We start from the raw sequence: 20,185 nt of genomic DNA, 5'->3' as shown, positions 1-20,185 counted from the left end.
CTGGTTATTTGTGGTGCGTCTTGCCCAGCGCCTTGGCCACCAGTTGTTCGTAGAGCTCGGCATAGGGCTCGACGGCCTTGCACCAGTTGAACGGCGCCGCCATTGCCCGGCAGCGCATGGCGTTGAGCAGGTCGGGGAAGGCAAACACCTTGAAGGCACGGCTCAGGGCTTCGCGGTAACTGTCCACCGTGGACTCGTTGAACAGAAAACCGGTGACGCCGTTTTCGATGGTGTCCGCCAGCCCCCCGGTGTTGCGCGCCACCGGCAACGAACCGAAACGCTGGGCGTACATCTGGCTCAAACCGCAGGGTTCGTAGCGCGAAGGCATCAGCAGGAAATCGCTGCCGGCGAACATCCGGCGGGCGTCGGTTTCATTGAAGCCGATGCGTACGCCGATCTGGCCGGGAAAGCGCAGGGCCAGTTCGCGCATGGCCTGTTCTTCTTCAGGCTCGCCGCGCCCGATGATGGCGATCTGGCCGCCGTTCTGCACGATGTACTCGGACACCGCTTCGGTCAGGTCCAGGCCCTTCTGGTAAACCAGACGCGAGACCACGGCGAACAGCGGACCTTGAGATTCATTCAGGCCGAACAGTTCACGCACATGGGCGGCGTTGATGGCTTTGCCTTCCCAGTCGCCGATGGCAAAGGGTGCGAAGAGATGAGGATCGGTGGCGGCGTCCCAGCTCTCGTCGATGCCGTTGGGGATGCCGCTGAGCAAACCTTGCTGGGTCTTGGCGGCGAGGAATCCGTCGAGGCCGCAGCCGAAATCCGGGGTGGTGATTTCCTGCGCGTAGGTGGCGCTGACCGTGGTGATGTGGCTCGAGTAGGCCATGCCGGCCTTGAGGAACGACATCTTGCCGTAGAACTCCATGCCTTCCTGTTGCAAGGCGTGGGCGGGAATTCCGAGTTCCGGGCACGAACCCAGGCTGGTCACGCCTTGATAGGCCAGGTTGTGAATGGTGAACAGGGTCGGCGTGCGTTGCCCGCGCCAGTGCATGTAGGCGGGTGCCAGACCGGCAGGCCAGTCGTGGGCGTGCACCAGATCCGGGCACCAGTGGATTTGCGCAAGATTGGCGGCGATATCGGCGGCGGCCAGCCCCAGTCGGGCGAAGCGAATGTGGTTGTCCGGCCAGTCGCGACCGTTGTTGGCGCCATAAGGGCCGCCGTCGCGAGCGTAGAGTTCAGGGCAGATCAACACATAGATGACCAGACCGTCAGGCATGTCCATGCGCCCGATCTTGCAGGGGGGCAGCGCGGCATGGCCACCCAGTTCACCGATGATATGGATCGGGTTTTCGCTGTTCATCACTTGCGGGTAACCGGGGATCAGCACCCGGACATCATGCAGATGCGCCATCGCTCGGGGCAGCGCGGCAGAGACGTCACCCAGACCGCCGGTCTTCACCAGATCGGCGATTTCCGAGGTCACGAACAACACTTTCTTCTTGTTGGGATTCTGACTGACTACCGGTTTCAGCGTCTTCGTACCCGGGACGTTGATCGACCGGCTGCCGGGAACGCTCGTGCTGCTCGATTCGCCGACCGGCTGGTGAGCACGCTCTCCCTGAATATCCAATGCCGCACTGATCATATGAATCTCCCGTTTTGTTTGATCTGATTCTTGTCTTGAACAAGCGATGTCCATGGCCGGATCCTGTGGCCGGGCGCAAACGCGCCACGCATCGGTGAGCAAACGCTACCCAACACGCGCAAGCAGAATGGGTGAAGAGGCCGCTGCAAGGAACGAACCAAACGCTCAGGCCCTGTTGTTCAGATGACCCGGTGCGATCAGCAAAAGTTTCGATTAATTTTCGGCTTTGTGACCGCTCGGTCTGACCCCGAGAAAACCAGTCTAGGTCAGATCCTAGAGCGGGCCAGGGCAATCGGATGAATTGTTCGACAATCTGTTGCTGAGTCACGGAAACCGTGGCTTGGGAGGGTGCACGCACCGACGAAGTGCATGCTGTCGGTGACGAAGGACGCAAAACGGTGACTGCTCAGTCATGTTTTCGGGCGTGACAAATGTGCAGATGCACTGTTGCGGTGCGGGCAGTGATGTTGGCGTGCGGTCAGTGGGTGCTGCTTCGCGGGCACGGGCAGCCCGCGAAGCCGATGTGAGTCAGTTCAGCAGGCGAATCGGTTCTCCCGCCGACCAGGCCTGAATGTCCTCGATCATCTGCGAAAAGAACTGCTCATAGTTTTGTCGGCTGACGTACCCGACGTGGGGTGTGGCCAGCACATTGTCGAGCGTGCGCAACGGATGCAGTGCCGGCAGCGGCTCCTGGTCGAACACATCGAGAGCGGCCCCGGCGATGCGTTGTTTCTGCAGGGCCTTGATCAGCGCCGCTTCGTCGACGATCGGTCCGCGTGCCGTGTTGACCAGCAGGGCGGTCGGCTTCATCCAGTCCAGCGCCTGGGCGTCAACCAGCCCGCGGCTGCGGTCGCTGAGCACCAGATGCACGGACAATACGTCGGCCTGTTCGAATAACGCCTGCTTGCTGACATAAGTGACGCCGACTTCTTGAGCGCGCTCGGCAGTGAGGTTTTCGCTCCAGGCGATCACGCGCATACCGAACACCTGACCGAATTGCGCCACGCGCTGGCCGATACTGCCGAGCCCGAGAATGCCGAGCGTCCTGCCGTGCAGGTCGCCGCCCAGACCCTGCTGCCACTGGCCGGTGCGCAGGGCGTTGGCTTCGTTCACCAGATTGCGGGTGGCAGCCATGATCAAAGCCCAGGTCAGTTCCGGCGCCGCATGTTTATAGCTGTCGGTGCCGCAGACCTTGATCCCGAGTCGGGCGGCGGCCGGCAGGTCCAGCGCCGCATTGCGCATGCCGCCGGTGACCAGCAGCCTGAGGTTCGGCAGACGCTTGAGCAGGTCTTCATCGAAACGCGTGCGTTCGCGCATCACGCAAATCACCTCGAATCGCCCCAGACGTTCGGCCAGTGTGGTGTTGTCCGCCGGGTACTCATGGATAAAGGTCACTTCACCGAGACTGTCGAGTACCGACCAGTCGACCACGTCGCGAGCCACGTCCTGCCAGTCATCGATCACTGCAATCTGCACCGCCATCAGCCTTGACTCCTCAACGAACGGGATTGGTCTTGTTCAGCCAGCCGAGCAGCGCCTGGTGGAATTGCGCCGGTTCTTCCATCTGTGGAGCGTGGCCCAGGCCAGGGAACTCCACCAGGGTGGATCGCGGGATCAGCTTCGCCACCTGCTTGCCAAGCACGTCGTAGTGGCCGATTTTCGCTTTCACCTCCGGTGGCGCAATGTCCTTGCCGATGGCTGTGGTATCGGAGGTTCCGATCAGCAGCAGGGTCGGCATTTTCAGGTCCTTGAACTCGTAATACACCGGCTGGGTGAAGATCATGTCGTAGATCAACGCTGAGTTCCAGGCGACCCGAGTCTTGCCCGGGCCGTTGCTCAGGCCGGCGAGCATGTCCACCCAACGGTCGAATTCGGGTTTCCAGCGGCCGTCGTAATAAGTGCTGCGCTCGTAGTCGCGAACTCCCTGGGTGGTGACCTTCAGTTCACGCTGGTACCACTGATCGACGCTGCGCCAAGGTACGCCGAGGGCTTTCCAGTCCTCCAGGCCGATCGGGTTGACCAGCGCCAGTTGCTCGACCTGATCCGGGTATTGCAGCGCATATCGGGTGGCGAGCATGCCGCCTGTGGAATGGCCGAGCAGGGTGGATTTCTGGATGCCCAGCGCCTTCAGCAATTGCTGGGTGTTGGCTGCCAGTTGCTGAAACGTGTACTGGTAATGATCGGGTTTGCTGGAGGTACAGAAACCGATCTGGTCCGGGGCGATCACCCGGTAACCGGCCTCGCTCAGGGCCTGGATCGAACTGTCCCAGGTGGCGCCGCAGAAATTCTTGCCGTGCATCAGCACCACCGTGCGCCCGTTGGCCTTGCCGTGGGCGGCGACGTCCATGTAACCCATCTGCAGAGACTGGCCCTGGGACTGGAAGGCAAAGTGCTTGAGGGTGTAGGGATAATCGAAGCCTTGCAGTTCCGGACCGTATTGCGGGCCTTCGGCATGGGCGAACAGGGGCAGGGCAGCGGTCAGCAGCAGGCCGGGCAGCCAGCGGGTCAGCGACACAGACATGGGGCAACTCCACAGGAAATGGGCCGATGGTGGAACGGCCGGATTAGGGCGAGGTTAAACACAGGCAATGCCCGCGCCTGATGGTTCAACCGAGCCAGCCAAGCGTCAGCATCGCCAGCACCCCATAGCGGGCACCCTTGGCAAACGTCACGATCAACAGAAAGCGCCCGATCGGTTCACGCATGACGCCGGCGAGCAGCGTCAGAGGGTCACCGATCACCGGCAACCAGCTGAGCAGCAGCGACCAATGCCCATAGCGCTCATAGTGAGCGCGGGCGCGGGCCATATGTTTGGGGCCTACCGGAAACCAGCGCCGGTCCCGAAACCGTTCCAGTCCGCGCCCCAGCCACCAGTTCACCAGCGAGCCGAGGACATTGCCCAGGGTCGCCACGGCCAGCAGGCCCCAAAGCCAGTAGCGATCGCTGACCAGCAGCCCGACCAGCACGGCCTCCGATTGCAGCGGCAACAGCGTTGCCGCACCAAACGCGGCAAGGAACAGCCCGAGATAACCCACCGTCATCAATGGGCCGGGTAGTCCGCCACCACCACGTCGGCACCGTTCTTTTTCAGGCCGATCACTTGATAGGCATCGCTCATGCCATCCATTTCCATGCCCGGCGAGCCCATCGGCATTCCGGGAGCCGCCACGCCGAGCAGGTCATCACGCTTGCTCAGGGCCAGCACCTGTTCCGCCGGCACGTGACCCTCGACGAATCTGCCGTTGATGATCGCCGTATGACAGGACGCCAGGCGCGGCGGCACACCGTGTTGTTGCTTGAAGCTGCTCATATCGGCTTCGACATGATCCTCGACCTTGAAACCGTTGGCCTCCAGGTGGCTGATCCATTTTTTGCAGCAGCCGCAGTTGGCGTCGCGGTGGACTTCGATCGGGATGAGGTCGGCGGCTTGCGCCAGGGATGAGATGAACAGTGCGCTCAGGGCAGTCAGACGCAGAGACTTTTTCATGAAGAGTTCTCGACTCGGATGACAGTCAAAAAGAACGCATTTTGACCGGTTTTTCCTGCCGGGCATCAACGGAGTGTTTCCAGTTGATACAAGACAGGCCGTCAGCATGATCGTAGATCAAGGCTGACGGCATCCTGAGCGCAAGATGACAATGCTGTCAGCTGACTTTGAACCGCCCCATGATCGCACTCACCCGACTGTTGGCTTCCAGCAGCTGACGGGTATTGGTTTCACTGGCCTGGCCGCTTTGCACCAGCTCATCGACCATGTGGCGGATCTGCACCATGCTGCGGTTGATTTCTTCGGTGACGGCGCTCTGCTGCTCGGCGGCTGTGGCAATCTGGGCACTGAGGCTGTTGATGTGGCTGACGGAACCGGCCATGTCATCGAGCCCGCTGGTGACCCGTGCAGTGGCATCGGCGGCGGACTGACAACTGGCCTGGGTGTTTTCCATGGCGCTGACCGATGAACTCACACCCTGAGTCAGACGGGTCAGCATTTCATTGATCTCCGACGTACTGGCCTGGGTCCGGGCGGCGAGGGCGCGGACCTCGTCGGCCACCACGGCGAACCCGCGTCCCTGCTCGCCGGCACGGGCGGCTTCGATGGCGGCGTTGAGCGCCAGCAGGTTGGTCTGGCCGGCAATCGCCCCGATCACGCCCAGGATCTCGGTAATGCGCTGGGCGTCCTGTTGCATGTTTTCGACTTTGTGCGTAGCACTGGCCACTTCGTCGATCAATGCTACGACGCTGCTGGTCGCTTCACCGACCACGACGCGTGAACGGTCGGCGTTCTCGTTGGCCCGCTGGGTGAACGCGGCGGTTTCGGCGGCGTTCTGCGCAACGCTTTCGGCGGTGGAGCTCATCTCGTTGATGGCGGTGACGGTCTGGTCGGTTTCCGAGGCGTGGCGCAACAGGATCTGGCTGGTGTGTGCCGATGTGCGTTGCAGGTTGTCGAGACTGGAGGCCATGGCGCCAGTGGCCTGGGTGACCTCACCGATCATGTTCTGCAGATACGCGATGAAGGTGTTGACCGAATGGCCGATGGCCCCAAGCTCGTCTTCGGCGCGGATGGTGATGCGGCGGGTCAGGTCGGCATCACCGCTGGACAGCGAATCGATGTTGGCCTTGAGCGCCTTCATGCGCGCAACCAGTTGGCGAATCGCATAGACCTGCAACAGGACCAGCAGGACCACCAGCGGAATCTGCAACAGGCTCAGGCTGCTGAGCACATCGTCACGCTGGGCCGTGAGCATTCGGGTCGGCAGGGCGGTGGCGAGAAACCATGGCGTCCCTTCGATCGGACGCATGAAAAAGGTGCTGGCTTCACCGTTGTTGTCGAACTCGACGCGCTGTGCCTGATCGGGCTTCTGCAGACCGGCCTTGACCTGGCTGGCGAAGGTGGAGCTGGAGGTCAGTTCGCTGATGTTCTTCAACACGATCGGACCGCTGATGCGCGTGCTGTTGCTGATGATCTTGCCGTCGGCCTCGACGATCAGCATTTCGGCGTTGAGGTCTTTTTCCTTGCGTGCCACCAGTTCGTTGAAGAATCCCAGCGTGACGTCGATGGTCGATACGCCCCACGCGGCGCCGTTTTTCTGAATGGCCATGGCGCAGTTGGTGCGCGGCTCGGCGCTGGCGTCGTCCTTGTAGGCGGCGGCCCAGGCGCACTGGCCGCGTGGGGTCTGCATGCCGCCCTTGTACCAGCTCTGGTCGTAATAGTTGGGTGCCGCGTCGCTGTTCCAGAAAGTGTTCACGGCGAGTTTGCCGGAGCTGTCACGGTGCCAGAAGGTGCTGAACTTGTTGCGACCGGCCTCACGCTGACCGGGCAACGGCCAGATGCCACCACCAAAGACTTTCAACTCTCCGTACTGGTCCACCAGACCCGGCAGTACGGTGTCGATGGCGGCGCTGTCGAGCAGGGGAATGGTCTGGGTGATGCTGCGTTGCTGCGACTGAACCTTGTTCAGTTCACCCTGAATCTGTTGCGCAACCTCGGCAATGCGGTTCAGCACCACCTGCTCTTCGGTGTGGCGCAATTTCGGGGCAACCAGTTGACTGATGCCGACCACCGTCAGGATCGACAGCAGCAGTATGAAAAGAACCAGAAACAGTGTGTAACGAGCCTGAATGGTACGGAGTGCGGGCATGTAAACCGGTCCTTGAGCAGTGTTTCTTATTAGGGGCGAAGAGCAGCGCAGTAGGGGTATCCCTTAGATATCGTCGTGGTGCAGGGAAGCTTTAGGTACTTGCGTGCTAAAAAACACGACGGCAAGTATCAGAATCGACACATTCAAACTAACCAGCTCGTTCGTCAGAGTAAAAAATCGATTTTATCGAGGCTCTGGAGAAGTCTCTGGATTAGTGAATTCGGGGTTGGCGTGAATATGTATCGGAAATGTACATAAATTGTAAAAATGTGAAAAATTCGTTGGTGACATCAGTTCCGCGACCGATACTCCGGGCAATTCAAGACGTTTCACAAGGATATTTTTCATGTTCTTTTCGCAAGGAGCACGCTCATGACCGTTGGCTATACCGGAGCCTGGCAACCCAAGGCGGGTTTGCTGGTTCGAGATACCGCCAGTTCGAGCAAACCGGTTTCCCAAAGTGTGAAGGTCAAGCAGATGCTGGCCCTGGTCGGCAACGACCCCACCGTTCTCAACACGGCGGAAATGGACAAGCAGCGTTTGCACAAAAGCATCAAGGGCTTCGATCCGGAGAACGTGTCGGCCAAGCAGTTGGGCAAGCTGAGCGAGTTCTTGCGCAGTCGCGGCCTTATTTCCGAAGTGACGTCGATGACGCTGCTCAATGCCGGTGACAAGTTCGATCGTTTCGGCATCCAGAAAGACCCGGATGCCAAGTTCAACGCGCTGGAGTATTTCGCCACGCAACTGGACACCATCAACAACAACAGCCTCAAGGGCAACAAGTACGCCAATGGGTTGATCCCGGAGTACAAGAAAGCCATTTATGTGCTGCAAAGCCTTAAAACCTATGGGCAGGGCGGTGAGCGTGTGCTTCCTACCGACAAAGGCGTGAGTGCCAAGGCGTAAAAGGCAGGGCCCGCCCCGGTAACGGGGCGGGCTCTTGCGTTCATGGACCGGTGCCGCAGGCCTGGAGCGTCGCCGGCGAGGCGATCTGTCGCTGCATGTCGTCGTGCAACAACTGCATTCGCGGGCAATGCAGTGTCAGGGATCCGGGCTGGAATCCGCGATGAAACAACGCCAGCCATCCCTCACTTCTGTCATCGGGCGCCAGTCCGGTGAACACGAACCCGGTCTTCGATAATCGGCGCCAGGCATTGTCGAAGCTCTGTGCAAGCCTGAGCCTTATCGATATCAGCCAATGAGCGGGCAATTGCTGTAACTGTCTGAGCAAACCGTCGTCAATTTCGCTGAATACCCCGTCATATCGCCCCCATCGCTGTTCCAGCTGCGCGGGCGAGCGGAGCCAGGGCGCAACGTCCGATCGCGTTCCGAATATGTCACACATCCGCTGCATGAACTCACGACACCCGTCCGGCCAGGCCAATGCCGGCAGTGGGCGGCGACAACCTTCCACAGGGGCATAACCCAGAACGAGTGATTCCGCCACGCCATCGCCAAAGGGCGACGGTGCATGATCGGGCAATAATCCGGTGTTGTGAAAACCAAGCCTGGCGGCCATTTTCTGTGTGTACGTGTGATGAGTCATTTGCTTGATCGTGACCCCCTGATAGCCGAGCGCCCGGGCATGGATCAGCAAGTGTCGGCCAAGACGTGTGGCGACATTCCGGCCACGGAACTGTGGATCCACCACGCTCAGCGCCAGTTCGGCGACCGGCGCTCCGTGATCAAGAATCAACGTGGCATGTCCTGCTATTTCATCGTTCGTCACCGCCACGCACGAGTGCCAGCGTCCATCGGCATGGTTCTGGCTGATCATGAGCGGCAGATAAACATGCGGCTGAGCGTAATGGTCGCCATAGATCCTTCTGAACAGGCGACTCACGGCAACGGCGTCACAGGTGCGGTAACCACGCAGGATGATCGGCTCCATCAACGATCCTCCAGACGAGAGCCGTTGTAGACACGTCGATCCACCACTCGCTGACGTTTGCCGGAGCGAGGATCACGTGTCAGGTCCTGAACGTTGCAGCGAAGAACCTGCAATGCCAGCAAGTGTTCGGCGCACAGCTGTTCGATCAACGGATAGTCCTCGATCAGTGCTCGGTAAAGCGCTCGATCGCTTTCAGTCGTCGCCGCTGCCATGGTGTCCGGCGCCCAGAGCAGGCGCAGGATATCCATTGCCCCCTCCTGCTCGATCACCAGTTGCCAATCGTCGCTCCCGGTGATGCGTCGCACGGTCTCGCCGATCGATTGCGGCAACAAGGTCAGAATGCCCACTCGTACCCGCTGGCTGTCGGCGCAGCGGCCCATCAGCGCGAACTTGCGTCGGGACGTCCCGCTCGGCTCGCGCCAGCAGGCACGGTCGCCGACCGGGTAACGGATCAACGGCATCAACCGGCGCGTGAGGTTGGTCGTCACCAGGCGTCCGACACGGTCACACGCTTCGATCACCTCACCGGTCTGTTCATCGAGGATCTCCAGCACGGCGTGCCCCTCTGGAACCCGGTGTTCACCCAGGTCGCAGTCTCGATCGCTGGCGCCGATGAACCCGGCGTCCACACTGGCATAGCCGATGGACGCCACTCGGGCATTGGGCATTACCCGTGTCAGCCGTTGCAACTGTGCGTCGAACAGGCTTTCGCCGGCGTAGAGCAAGGTGGTGACCTCCCCGAGGACACGGTCATGCCGTTCGAGCCACGCCGCGAAGGACAGCAGATTGGCGGGCACACCGGCCAGCACGTTGATCCGGTGCCGGACAATCGCATCAGCCAGAGTGTTCGAGTCGACATGACCGGTGAACGGAAACTCCACGACTTCGGTTTGTACATGCGCCAGCGCATCATGGGTGAAGATGAAACTGGCATACAGATCCCCGACAAAAAACAGGTTGGCGATCCGGTCCCCGTCGCTCAACTGCGCATCGAGACTGCGCCCGAAGTCGGCCACCAGGGTCTGCCACTCTTCGCGCCTGAACAGTGAAAACCTGCCGGCACTGGTGGTTCCTCCCGTCTTGAAGATCAGGGCGTCATTCAGCGGTGCTGTCAGAACAGGCCATTGGTCAAGGTCCGGGCTGCCTTGCCAGTATTGCGCGGGGTCAATCACCGGCAGTTGTTCCAGTGAGGGCAACTGCAAGGGAAGTCCGGCGAAGTGATTGGCATAAAAGTGCGAATGCTGTCGCGCAAACGTCACCAGTTCTGCCAGTTCAAACCGCGTGTTCATGTTCGGCTCCTTGCTGGTCTGCACAGGGACGAACCCTTCGATTGTCGATCAGCAGCGGCGTCTTGCCGCTGTGTCGGTTGCGGGTGAATCGCTCGCTGCCGCAGGTCTCCACCTCCAGGCTCAGCAGGCTTGTCTGGATGAGTACCGCCAGCGTCGGATAACCCGACAAGCGATGCCGGACGTCGTCGGCTTGCCGCGGGCAGAGAACTCGCATGCGCTCCAGGCCGTTCGGGGCATGGTCGAGGATCAGCTGGAATTCGCTCTGCAGATGCTCGGCCAGTTGCGTCAGGCAAATGAAGTCCGTGCCGATGCGCACCAGTCTGCCGTGGCGCTGCAGCAGTTCGAAGCGTGGAGTGGGCAGGCCGCATTCACACACGCCGGCAATCCAGCGGCCGCTGTCGCCGACATCGTAGCGCCGGACGTCCTGACCTTCGCGCCCCAGGGAGGTGAATACCAGCCGTCCGGTTTCATTGCCGGTCACCGCTCGATCGGCGTCGAAGTCGACAATTTCCAGATGCTGGATATCGCTCATCAGGTGAAACACGCCATCGTCGGTGGCCGGGCAGGCATGGCCGAGCGGCCCCGCATCGACACTGCCGTAGACCGCGGAGCGGATCAGCCGGACGCCGCATTCACGCATCAATACGCGGCTTTGCTCACCGGGATGTTCGCCGCCGAGAAAGACCTTTTCGATCCCGCCATAGTCACGCAGCCGTGTCTGTTCGCTGAGGAACAGACGATGCAGGGTGCTCGGCATGCCGACCAGCACGTTGACGCGCCGATCGACGATCAACTGCGCGATTTCGCGATAGTCGTCATCGGCCGGTGCGCCCATCGGCAGGTGTGTGGCACCCAGCAGCTCCAGCACTTTGGAAAAGCTGAAAAAGCCGCCATACAGGCCGCCGCTGAAGAACAGGTTCATCACCCGGTCCCGTTCAGGATCGAGACCTGCCGCAAACAGCCCGTCGGCGGTGGCGCGCATCTGCCGATCGAAGTCGCGATAGCTGAAACCGGACAGCGCCGGAATTCCGCTGCTGCCACCGGAGCGGAAGTACAGCCGGGCGGCTGGATGGATCGGGCGAGCAACGAAGGCGTCTTTGCTCATGATCGGCAAGCCGGCCACGTCGGGAGGTTTTGGCACCGGGTCGAGCGTGGCACGGGCTGCCAGAGTGGTGGCCGGCAGGCTGACCGACACGCGGCGGCTCAAGCGCTGCAAGGCATAAACGCCGTCGTGGGGTTCACCTTCGTAACCCTCGTGAATCGTCTGCACCGGAGTGATCCGGGTGACACCGGCGGCAATCAGAGTCCGGGCCAGCTCGGCCATGTCGTGTTCAGTACAGATCAACCCGGCGCTTTGCAGCACGTTCCGCCAGGGTAGCAGCGCGTCTGCGAGCTGCCTGCGTGGCAGTGGCTTGAGCAGCAGGCTGCGAAACAGGGGCGAGGGAGCGAGCTGCGAGTCGTGGGACCAGATGATTCGCCAGTCGGATGCCTGCCAGACCTGACCACGGATCCCGGCAAAACTGTAAGCCAGGCGTGCCATCGCCATGCGGGTGGTGATTTCCGAAGCTTCCTGGATCGAAGGCGACAAGGCCGGCCAGTGTCGGGAGCGGCGCTCGAACGCCTCGGCGAGGCCCTTGCCGATGGAATGCAGAGTGCTTTCGTCGTCACTGTCCACCAGCAACCATTGCGGGCTGGAGCAGGCCTGCTGGTCGAGGCGACAGACTTCGTCGGCCACGGCGTCCAACGCTTGCGGCGAGACGGCCGTCGGTGTCAGGTAGATGAAGCTGATCCGGTGGCCCCAATCGATCCAGCGACATCCCGGTGGCAGTTGTTGACGTATGGCTTGCAGCGCCGCTTCGCCTCCCCACGCCGACACGCCGTTGGCCCATTGGCACAGTTGGCCGATCTGCGCAGTGGTGGTCGGTGTGACGGCGACATGCCCGGCGATCCGGCCGGTCGTGTCACACTGCGTCAAGGCGTGGAGCAATCGCGCCGTCAGGCCTTGATCACTGCTGCTGGGGCGCAGCCAGTTGACGTTGCCGGCCAGCAGGCTTTCGATCACGGCGCAAAACGCCAGCAGCGGCGCATTGCCCGGGGTGATGTGAACCACCAGACCCAACGGGCTCCAGCGCTCGAAGCGCGACTGACGATAATCAATGCGGCGCAGGGAGCCTGGTTGTTCACCGAGTTCGCGCTCAAGCTTGCGCCGCAGCGCATCGGGCTGGCAGAACTCGATCAGCGCCTGGCGTTGTTCGGGATCCAGTGGCAATGCCGGATCCGCGATTTGCAAGCGCCTGGCAAAGGTGGCTGCGGCACCCAGGACGGTCGATGTGTCCAGCGCCTCGGCCAACCGATGCGGCAAATCCAGGTGAAGCTGTTCCAGGGCGAGGTCGAGGGTGTATTCGTCGTGAAGCTGCCCATTGATCAGGTACATGTCAGAGAGCCCCCAGCAGTTCAGAGGCGGCCATGGCACAGCTTCTGCCGGCGGTGGTCGCGGCGCGGCCATGCAGTTCGAACCAGTCGGCGGACAGACCACAGCCGCAGCTGACGCCTGGGTGCAGGGTGGCGAGATCGCTCATGACCACCGCGTGGGCGGGGCTTGAGGAAATGTAGGGCGAGACGAAACTCAGCAAGCCCTGGTGACCGTAAGACAACACCGTGAAGTCGGATGGATTGCGCACGAAGACCTTCGAATAGACCGGAACATGGAAACGATGGTGAGCACACTCGAGATACGGCACCGGGTGTTCGACCGCACCGTAACCGTCGCGGCAGCGGGACGGCTCGATGCCTAACTGCTCGTGGATTCGCTCGTACAGCTGCTGACGGGGGATCTCTTGTGCCGCATGGGTCTTCCAGCCACCGCCAAACAGGGCCAGTGAGCCCTCGGCCAGTTGCAGGTCAGGCACCCCGGTGGCTCGCATGCGTTGCAGGGTCTGCCAGAGAAAGGCAGGGAAGCCGAAGATCCGCACCGGCAAGCCCTCTTCGGCGAAGGACTGCAAGGCCGCGATCACGCCAAAACCGTCGAACTCATGATTGCCACCCGTGCGACGCAGTGCGTGGACCACGCGATTGACGGGCGCGAAACGGCACAGAAACTGATCGGTGAAAGAGGTTCCCAGACGCAGGCTGACCTCGGGCTCGTAGCTCAGGAGCAAGTAATTGCACGGTGTCTGCGGGTTGTCCCAGCCGTAGTGGTGGAAAATCCGTTCGACCATGAACTGGGCGGCCCCAAGACTGCGCTTGTCGTAGCGCATGCGGCTTTTCTGGCCGCTGGTGCCGGACGACGTCAGCTCCAAAGCGTCTGTACCGGTCGGGCTGAGCAGTTGTTGCTGTTTGAAAAAACTGGCGAAGATCGGGGGCAGTTGCGACCAGTCGTCGAGACTGTCCAGGTCCGCCGCGGTGAGGCCGTTGGCGTTCAACCAATGTTCGTAGCCGGGCGTATATTCACAGTGGAATCGGCTGATTTCGGCCATGGCCTGGTCGAAAAGCGCCGTTGGCACGGACTCCGAACAGTAGGGTCGCGTCATCGCACAGAGCGCGTCGCTGTGAGGGAAATGGAACATCGGATGTCCTTATGGCTGGCTGGAGGAGGTTTGTGGCTTTGAAGCCCGAAGAAACCGGTACAGGAATGGCAGGCTCAGCAGACCACCCAGTGCCGCCCACAAGGCGAAGGATTCAAGGCGGGAACCTGCGCCGATCGCGGCGATGATCGAGCCGCCGGCGCCCATTACTGCAATCGAGATCATGCCGATCACCGCTGACACCAGGCCTTTGCTGTCATCGCTGGAAAACAGTGCCAGGCGATAGAGCGCGGCATTACTGATGCCCAGACCCACGGCGTACAGCACCAGCCCGCTGATCAACAGGCCGAGGGAGGCGCCGGTCAGTGCGCCGGCCAGCAGGATCAGCAGCCCCAGACAGAACGGCCAGAGCGCCAGGCGAATCAATTGCGGCAGCTCGCGCAATGCCAGCAAACGATCAAGGATCAGATTGCCGACGATGACCGCCGCGAATATCGGGATCTGCCACAAGGCGTACTCTCGGGTCGACAGGCCCAGTAACTGGATCAACAACAACGGTGAGAGGCCGATCCAGACGATCAGTGGCAGACTCATGAGCCCGAGCGCGAAGCTTGCAGCGAGAAAGTTCCGGTTGCGCGACAGGGCCGCGTACCGAAGACGGGTCTGGCGCCAGGACAGTGGGACCGCAGCCAGCCGGCCGCCATCGCGACGAACGATCCCGACGGTTTCGGGCATGCAGGCAAAGAGCCCGAGCCACGCGATCGCGGCTGTCAGCCCCAGACCCAGAAACAGTTCGCGCCAGCTCAGCCATTCCAGCAGCAGACTGCCCAGTAATGGGCCGAGCAACGGAGACAGCAATGCGATGTTGCCGAGCAAGGCCATGATTCGCACGGCATCCGCCTCACAAAACACTTCCTGAAGTGCGGGGTAGCTGACGGCCACCACGAACCCCAGGCCCATGCCTTGCAACAGCCTCAATGCGTTGAAGGTTTCGATACCAGGTGTGGCGAACGCTGCTGCGCAGGTGACGCCGAAGAGGGCGCAGCCGCTCAACAGCAGCGTGCGGCGGCCGAACCGGTCGGACAGAGGCCCGATCAGCCACTGCAGGCAGACGCCTCCGATCAGATACAGATTGAATGCGTTGGGGATATGACGTGGATCTGCTTCGAGGTCCTGGGTCACCACCAGCATGGCAGGCATCACCAGATCGCTGGCCATATAGGTCAGCCATTCGAATAGCGAGATGGCCAGGCAGAAGCCTGATGTTTTCAGTGGAGAGATGTGAATGAGCGTTCGTTGCATGCGTGCTGACAGCCTTCGATTGGAAAGGCGAAGGCTAGGAGCGAGCAGGGCGCATTCCTACGATGTTGATGTGGCCAGATGTGTCGGGAATTTACCGAATATTGCGAAGTCCTGTTCTCTTACAGTCAGTAGCGAAACGTCCGAAGCCTGATGATAAGAAAACAATAGAAAATGCCCACATCCTCGTGGGCATTTTTCATGGGCATTCAATCAAATGTTGCATTTGAAACGAGCATTGTCGGTGTTCTTCAAATGTCGGATTTACCGATGCTGGTAGTAACCAGGGCCGGCGCCGTAGTAGCGATGATCGCCATGCCAGCCGCCGTGGGGGATGATGATGCAGCCGCTCAGTGTGAGCAGTGCCAGAACTGGAATCAGCCAGGTGATTCGACGCAGCATTTCAAGAATCCTCATGGTTAAAGCCGCATGAAGTCAAATCTCTTCATCGGCTGTAACATGTGACCGCGTTTATGGCGGCGCATCCCCGCGAATGGGTATGCGCATGGCATCAACGCCGATACAAAACCGATACATTTCCAGGTTTCAGGAACCCGCAATGACCCAGTCGCAACGTTTGAAATATTCGATTCTGATCGCCGTCGCCGTGCTGGCGATCATGCTCGGCCTGTCCTGGCTGCAGAACGCCGGGATGCTCAGCGAAAAAATGTTCCAGTACATCGCCATGGGGGTGGCGGTGGTCGTGGTGGTGATCAACGGCGTGATGCGCCGCAAGGTCAAACCCTGACGGCGCTCGGGAAGGGATTCAGTGGCTGTTGAGGACAGCGGCGGCCTGTGGATGCAGGCTGTAGCTCTTGTCGGCGTTGAAGGTGATGACACCTTCGGCGCACAGACGCTTCAACACTTCGCGCACACTGAGAAACGACAGCGGAATGCCCAGCTCCAGCAATTGGCTGTGAACACCGCGCACGCCAAGGCTACGGTCGCTCTCGGCGGCGATCAGCAGGGCGTCGATGACTTTCAGGCGAATCAGGCTGGTGCGCAGGCCGAAGCTCTTGAGCAGCAGGCGAATACGTTCATTGCCGTGGCGTTCGGCGCGTTGTCCGAATACGCCGGCGTGCGAACCCATGGAAGCTCCTTGATGTGCCTGGCTACCGTCCGATGGTAGTTGCGGGTTGTACATGGGATTACTCCTTTTCAGAGCCTGATCAGGAAGGATTTCTGGTGCTCTCTTTAAACAAGACGTATCAGCCCGACAAATCATGAAGCGAAAAATGTAGAAAATTTGTCGTTGATTCGTCTTTTTCCCGTGATCAGGGCCTGAATCGCCCGGGTATTTCCCTAAATTTTTTTTCATCGGTTTCGTTTTCCGATCAGGCTCATTGCGCGTGGACGCAAGGGTGTTTTCCGGAGCGGATCCGCTGCAATCTCAAACGGTTCGGTACGACGTGGATCCGCTCCTCGGCATTTCGATCAGGAGCGAGCGTGATTATTTCCAGGCGGTTAACCGGGCTGACCCTTGCCGGCATGTTTCTCGGGCTGAGTCTGTCGGCGCATGCCTTCAGCCCTTCCTCCCAGGCCGAGGCCGACATCCGTCGTACGCAGTTCGGCGTCCCGCACATCCGTGCGCAGAACGAACGCGGCCTCGGGTTCGGCATCGGTTACGCCTATGCGCAGGACAATCTGTGCCTGCTGGCCAACGAGATCGTGACCGTCAACGGCGAGCGTTCACGTTATTTCGGTCCGGAGCAGATGACGGTCGAAGAGCGCGAGAATCGCGTCAGTGATGTGTTCTTCCAGTGGCTCAACACCCCGCAGGCGGTCAGTGGGTTCTGGCAGGCCCAGCCGGTCGAGGTGCGTGATCGGCTGCAAGGTTATGCCGCCGGCTACAACCGCTACTTGGCCGAGCGTCGCCAGCAGGGGCTGCCACCGCAGTGTCAGGGCGAGTGGGTGCGGGAAATCACCGCCGAAGACCTGGTGAAGCTGACGCGCCGGTTGCTGGTAGAGGGCGGCGTCGGCCAGTTCGCCGAGGCGCTGGCGGGGGCGACGCCACCTCAGGCCAGCGCTCGGGTCGAACAGGGTACCCGGGCCTATCAGTTGGCGGCCACTCGCCTGCAACGCTTTGCACTGGACCGCGGCAGCAACGCGGTGGCAGTGGGCAGCGAACGTTCCTTTAACGGTCGCGGCATGTTGTTGGCAAATCCGCATTTCCCGTGGGTTGGCGGCATGCGTTTCTACCAGATGCACCTGACCATTCCGGGCAAGCTGGATGTGATGGGTGCTGCGTTGCCAGGCCTGCCGATGATCAACATCGGTTTCAACCGGCATCTGGCCTGGACCCATACCGTCGATGCGTCCAAACATTTCACCCTGTATCGCCTGCAACTCGATCCGAAGGATCCGACCCGCTACCTGCTGGACGGAAAATCCCTGCCATTGAACAAACAGACCGTCACCGTTCAGGCCAGACAGGCAGATGGCCAGATCGTGCCGGTGACTCGGGACATCTACAGCTCGCAGTTCGGTCCGATCGTGCAATGGCCCGGCAAGCTGGACTGGGACAACCAGTACGCCTACAGCCTGCGCGACGCCAATCTCGACAACGACCGTGTGCTGACGCAGTGGTACGCCATGAACCAGGCGGCCAGCCTCAAGCAATTGCGGGACTCGGTACACAAGATTCAGGGCATCCCGTGGGTCAATACGCTGGCTGTGGATGACAAGGGGCAGACGCTGTACATGAACCTGTCGGTGGTGCCGAACGTCAGCGTCGACAAGCTGGCCAAATGCAGCGATCCACGCATGGGGTTGCAGATGATCGTGCTCGATGGCTCCAACAGTGACTGCGCCTGGGATATCGATCCGAAAGCGGCACAGCAGGGCATTTTCGCTTCCAGCCAGTTGCCGCAACTGTTGCGCAAGGATTTCGTCCAGCACTCCAACGATTCGGCCTGGCTGGCCAATCCTGCGCAACCGCTGACCGGATTTTCGCCGTTGATCAGTCAGCAGGATCAGCCACTGGGTCTGCGTTCGCGCTTTGCACTGGATCGCCTGGCAAGCCTGAGCAAAAAGGGGAGGATTTCGGTGCAGGACTTGCAACACATGGTGATGGACGATCAGGTGTACCTGGCCAGCCAGGTACTGCCGGACCTGTTGCAGTTCTGTGGTACACAGGCCGCTGGCGAAGCGGCATTGAAGCCTGTGTGCGCCAGTCTCAAGGCGTGGGATGGTCGAGCCAATCTGGATTCGGGAATCGGCCTGGTGCATTTCCAGACCATCATGCAAGCCCTGCAGGCGTCGCCGGATGCCTGGCGCGTGGCATTCGACCCGAAGGACGCCCGGCACACCCCGCGCGGACTGGCGACTGAAAAGCCCGAAGTGATGAAGGCGCTGCGTGAGGCGATGCTGGCGTCAGCGGAATCGGCCGGCAAGATGGGGCTGACCGCGCAAACCCGTTGGGGCGATGTCCAGGTGGCCAGCAGCGGCGGTCAGCAGACGCCGATTCATGGCGGTCCCGGTACCTTGGGCATCTACAACGCGATCCAGAGCGTGCCCCGTGAAGACGGCAGACTGGAAGTGGTCAGCGGCACCAGCTATCTGCAAGTGGTGACGTTCGATGACAACGGGCCGCACGCTCAGGGGCTGCTTGCGTTTTCGCTGTCCAGCGATCCGGCGTCGAAATACTCGCGGGATCAGACCGAAGCCTTTTCGAAAAAACAGTGGAGCGCATTGCCGTTCACCGAACAGCAGATCAAGGCCGATCCCCAGTATCAGGTGCAAAGCGTCAGTGAAGCACTGGATAAATCGGGAAGCGTGGCGGCGCAGTAATCAGTCGTCACACTGTCGCAACACACATTGAAGGCCGCCTCCGTAAAGAGGCGGCCTTCAGCTTTTTGGCGGTTGCTGCGGCATCGGATTGATCACCGGGTTGCCGTCCTTGTTGCGGGTGATGAACACCGGCAGGACTTTGGGCATCGAGCCGGCGAAGCTGTTGAGCTCTTTGATGTTGTAGATACCGCCGACCCGGATCGACCCCGTGGCGTTATCGGCCAGCATCAGCGGTTTGTCCAGATAACGGTTGATCAGAGGCAGGGCTTCGTTCAACGCCAGGTTATCGAGAATCAACTTTCCGCTGCGCCAGGCCAGCGAGGTGTCGCCGGCGTAGGTCTGGCTGATTTGCGGCATGTAATCGCCGTGTCTGTAGCGCGCCTGCATCGAAGGCCCCAGACGCAGGCCATCACCGGACAACTGAGTGTTGCTGGTGACCAGCACGGAACCTTCGACCAGGTTGACCTTCACCTGATCTTCATACATCCAGACATTGAAACGGGTACCGGTGACACGAATCCTGCCTTCGGCTGCCTTGACGATGAACGGGTGGCTCAGGTCATGGCTGACTTCAAAGAACGCTTCACCCTTTTTCAGGGTGACACGCCGCTCGTCCTTGTAGTTGCTGAAAGTCAGTTCGGTATTGAGGTTCAACTCGACCTGACTGCCATCGCCCAGGGTGACATGGCGAACATTATCGGTGGCCGCAAAGTGCTGATAGCTGTCGGGCAGCCAGCCCAGGTTCCATCCGGTCCAGGCCGCCAGTGGCAGCGCCATCGCGCAGACCGACGCTGCTACCGCGTATTGACGCCAGGTCCGGGTCGGTCGGCGGATCGGTGCGACCACCGCCGGCTCCGGGCGCGGAAGGTGTTCGGCGACCTCCCAGATTTCCAGCATGGCCTCGTACTCGAAGGCATGCAGCGGGTGCGCACTGCGCCATTGCTCGAACGCGAGCCGTTCCTCGGCGGTGCAATCGACGGCGTGCAGGCGCATGCACCAATGCGCAGCGGCATCGGTGATCGCATCGTATTCGGCTTCGGAGAGGGTGTTCTGGGTCATTGACTCGTCCTGATTTGCTGCATTCTAACCTTGACGGGAAGGTGGCGAGAACTGCGGTCATGGCTATTTCCCATCAATGGCGGCATTTTTCACCCGATACCTGCAAA

General features: G+C 60.7%; 17 protein-coding genes. 3 read left to right on the top strand and 14 right to left on the bottom strand.

Going from position 1 to position 20,185, the window contains the following annotated elements; genetic code table 11:
* Positions 1–4 precede the first annotated feature (4 nt).
* The 6 genes from glgA to BBF94_RS28535 all read right to left on the bottom strand — a co-directional run bounded on the left by glgA (position 5) and on the right by BBF94_RS28535 (position 7,227).
* A complete protein-coding gene (gene glgA, locus BBF94_RS05295; protein WP_065257997.1) occupies positions 5–1,591 on the bottom strand; it encodes a glycogen synthase GlgA in 1,587 nt (528 codons plus the stop codon).
* 528 nt (positions 1,592–2,119) lie between these two features.
* On the bottom strand, positions 2,120–3,073 hold the full coding sequence (locus BBF94_RS05290; RefSeq protein ID WP_065257996.1) for a D-2-hydroxyacid dehydrogenase family protein: 954 nt from the start codon (positions 3,071–3,073) through the stop codon (positions 2,120–2,122).
* Between the two features lie 13 nt (positions 3,074–3,086).
* Complete coding sequence (locus tag BBF94_RS05285; protein ID WP_065257995.1) at positions 3,087–4,112, bottom strand: alpha/beta fold hydrolase; 1,026 nt, start codon at positions 4,110–4,112, stop codon at positions 3,087–3,089.
* 85 nt (positions 4,113–4,197) lie between these two features.
* Positions 4,198–4,632 carry a YqaA family protein gene (locus tag BBF94_RS05280; RefSeq protein ID WP_065257994.1) on the bottom strand — a complete coding sequence of 145 codons (435 nt, stop codon included), beginning with the start codon at positions 4,630–4,632 and terminating at the stop codon, positions 4,198–4,200.
* Positions 4,632–5,078: a DUF411 domain-containing protein gene (locus BBF94_RS05275; protein WP_065257993.1), complete on the bottom strand. Its 447-nt coding sequence runs from the start codon at positions 5,076–5,078 to the stop codon at positions 4,632–4,634. The genes BBF94_RS05280 and BBF94_RS05275 overlap by 1 nt, the downstream gene beginning before the upstream one ends.
* A gap of 157 nt (positions 5,079–5,235) precedes the next feature.
* On the bottom strand, positions 5,236–7,227 hold the full coding sequence (locus BBF94_RS28535) for a methyl-accepting chemotaxis protein (RefSeq protein WP_065257992.1): 1,992 nt from the start codon (positions 7,225–7,227) through the stop codon (positions 5,236–5,238).
* A gap of 372 nt (positions 7,228–7,599) precedes the next feature.
* Between BBF94_RS28535 and BBF94_RS05265 the strand changes: the two genes are divergently transcribed.
* Entirely contained in the window at positions 7,600–8,133 is a 534-nt protein-coding gene (locus tag BBF94_RS05265; RefSeq protein WP_065257991.1) for a hypothetical protein, read from the top strand.
* Between the two features lie 40 nt (positions 8,134–8,173).
* Here the strand turns inward: BBF94_RS05265 and BBF94_RS05260 are convergent, their stop codons facing one another.
* The 6 genes from BBF94_RS05260 to BBF94_RS27910 form a co-directional block, all read right to left on the bottom strand.
* Positions 8,174–9,118, bottom strand: a complete 945-nt coding sequence (locus tag BBF94_RS05260) for a GNAT family N-acetyltransferase (RefSeq protein WP_065257990.1) — start codon at positions 9,116–9,118, stop codon at positions 8,174–8,176.
* Complete coding sequence (locus BBF94_RS05255) at positions 9,118–10,407, bottom strand: phenylacetate--CoA ligase family protein (RefSeq protein WP_065257989.1); 1,290 nt, start codon at positions 10,405–10,407, stop codon at positions 9,118–9,120. The genes BBF94_RS05260 and BBF94_RS05255 overlap by 1 nt, the downstream gene beginning before the upstream one ends.
* The gene (locus BBF94_RS05250) at positions 10,391–12,841 is read right to left on the bottom strand and encodes an aldehyde dehydrogenase family protein (protein ID WP_065257988.1); all 2,451 of its coding nucleotides are present in this window, start codon (positions 12,839–12,841) and stop codon (positions 10,391–10,393) included. Before BBF94_RS05250 ends, BBF94_RS05255 begins: the two co-directional genes overlap by 17 nt.
* Position 12,842: 1 nt before the next feature.
* Positions 12,843–13,973, bottom strand: a complete 1,131-nt coding sequence (locus BBF94_RS05245; protein ID WP_065257987.1) for a LuxE/PaaK family acyltransferase — start codon at positions 13,971–13,973, stop codon at positions 12,843–12,845.
* A 9-nt stretch (positions 13,974–13,982) separates the two neighbouring features.
* Positions 13,983–15,233: an MdfA family multidrug efflux MFS transporter gene (locus tag BBF94_RS05240; RefSeq protein ID WP_065257986.1), complete on the bottom strand. Its 1,251-nt coding sequence runs from the start codon at positions 15,231–15,233 to the stop codon at positions 13,983–13,985.
* A gap of 261 nt (positions 15,234–15,494) precedes the next feature.
* On the bottom strand, positions 15,495–15,632 hold the full coding sequence (locus BBF94_RS27910) for a hypothetical protein (RefSeq protein WP_176704417.1): 138 nt from the start codon (positions 15,630–15,632) through the stop codon (positions 15,495–15,497).
* A 157-nt stretch (positions 15,633–15,789) separates the two neighbouring features.
* Between BBF94_RS27910 and BBF94_RS05235 the strand changes: the two genes are divergently transcribed.
* Positions 15,790–15,978: a hypothetical protein gene (locus BBF94_RS05235; RefSeq protein WP_065257985.1), complete on the top strand. Its 189-nt coding sequence runs from the start codon at positions 15,790–15,792 to the stop codon at positions 15,976–15,978.
* Between the two features lie 18 nt (positions 15,979–15,996).
* Here BBF94_RS05235 and BBF94_RS05230 read toward each other — a convergent pair whose 3' ends face one another.
* Positions 15,997–16,374, bottom strand: coding sequence for a fe2+ zn2+ uptake regulation protein (locus BBF94_RS05230; RefSeq protein ID WP_065257984.1), 378 nt, complete (start codon positions 16,372–16,374; stop codon positions 15,997–15,999).
* A gap of 302 nt (positions 16,375–16,676) precedes the next feature.
* On the opposite strand from BBF94_RS05230, the gene pvdQ reads away from it, so the two are divergent.
* A complete protein-coding gene (gene pvdQ / locus BBF94_RS05225; protein ID WP_065257983.1) occupies positions 16,677–19,019 on the top strand; it encodes a bifunctional acylase PvdQ in 2,343 nt (780 codons plus the stop codon).
* Between the two features lie 57 nt (positions 19,020–19,076).
* On the opposite strand, the gene BBF94_RS05220 is transcribed toward pvdQ, so the two are convergent.
* Complete coding sequence (locus tag BBF94_RS05220; RefSeq protein ID WP_065257982.1) at positions 19,077–20,078, bottom strand: FecR family protein; 1,002 nt, start codon at positions 20,076–20,078, stop codon at positions 19,077–19,079.
* Between the last annotated feature and the right edge of the window lie 107 nt (positions 20,079–20,185).

Source organism: Pseudomonas bananamidigenes (genome assembly GCF_001679645.1).
GTDB lineage: Bacteria > Pseudomonadota > Gammaproteobacteria > Pseudomonadales > Pseudomonadaceae > Aquipseudomonas > Aquipseudomonas bananamidigenes.
This window is presented reverse-complemented; position numbering and strand designations above follow the sequence as displayed.

Coding starts and splice junctions, on each gene's coding strand:
- BBF94_RS28535 (WP_065257992.1), bottom strand. CDS start 7,227: ATGCCCGCACTCCGTACCATTCAGGCTCGTTACACACTGTTTCTGGTT.
- BBF94_RS05275 (WP_065257993.1), bottom strand. CDS start 5,078: ATGAAAAAGTCTCTGCGTCTGACTGCCCTGAGCGCACTGTTCATCTCA.
- BBF94_RS05265 (WP_065257991.1), top strand. CDS start 7,600: ATGACCGTTGGCTATACCGGAGCCTGGCAACCCAAGGCGGGTTTGCTG.
- BBF94_RS05285 (WP_065257995.1), bottom strand. CDS start 4,112: ATGTCTGTGTCGCTGACCCGCTGGCTGCCCGGCCTGCTGCTGACCGCT.
- BBF94_RS05250 (WP_065257988.1), bottom strand. CDS start 12,841: ATGTACCTGATCAATGGGCAGCTTCACGACGAATACACCCTCGACCTC.
- BBF94_RS05220 (WP_065257982.1), bottom strand. CDS start 20,078: ATGACCCAGAACACCCTCTCCGAAGCCGAATACGATGCGATCACCGAT.
- BBF94_RS05255 (WP_065257989.1), bottom strand. CDS start 10,407: ATGAACACGCGGTTTGAACTGGCAGAACTGGTGACGTTTGCGCGACAG.
- BBF94_RS27910 (WP_176704417.1), bottom strand. CDS start 15,632: ATGCTGCGTCGAATCACCTGGCTGATTCCAGTTCTGGCACTGCTCACA.
- BBF94_RS05235 (WP_065257985.1), top strand. CDS start 15,790: ATGACCCAGTCGCAACGTTTGAAATATTCGATTCTGATCGCCGTCGCC.
- BBF94_RS05290 (WP_065257996.1), bottom strand. CDS start 3,073: ATGGCGGTGCAGATTGCAGTGATCGATGACTGGCAGGACGTGGCTCGC.
- glgA (WP_065257997.1), bottom strand. CDS start 1,591: ATGATCAGTGCGGCATTGGATATTCAGGGAGAGCGTGCTCACCAGCCG.
- BBF94_RS05260 (WP_065257990.1), bottom strand. CDS start 9,118: ATGGAGCCGATCATCCTGCGTGGTTACCGCACCTGTGACGCCGTTGCC.
- BBF94_RS05245 (WP_065257987.1), bottom strand. CDS start 13,973: ATGTTCCATTTCCCTCACAGCGACGCGCTCTGTGCGATGACGCGACCC.
- BBF94_RS05240 (WP_065257986.1), bottom strand. CDS start 15,233: ATGCAACGAACGCTCATTCACATCTCTCCACTGAAAACATCAGGCTTC.
- BBF94_RS05230 (WP_065257984.1), bottom strand. CDS start 16,374: ATGTACAACCCGCAACTACCATCGGACGGTAGCCAGGCACATCAAGGA.
- BBF94_RS05280 (WP_065257994.1), bottom strand. CDS start 4,632: ATGACGGTGGGTTATCTCGGGCTGTTCCTTGCCGCGTTTGGTGCGGCA.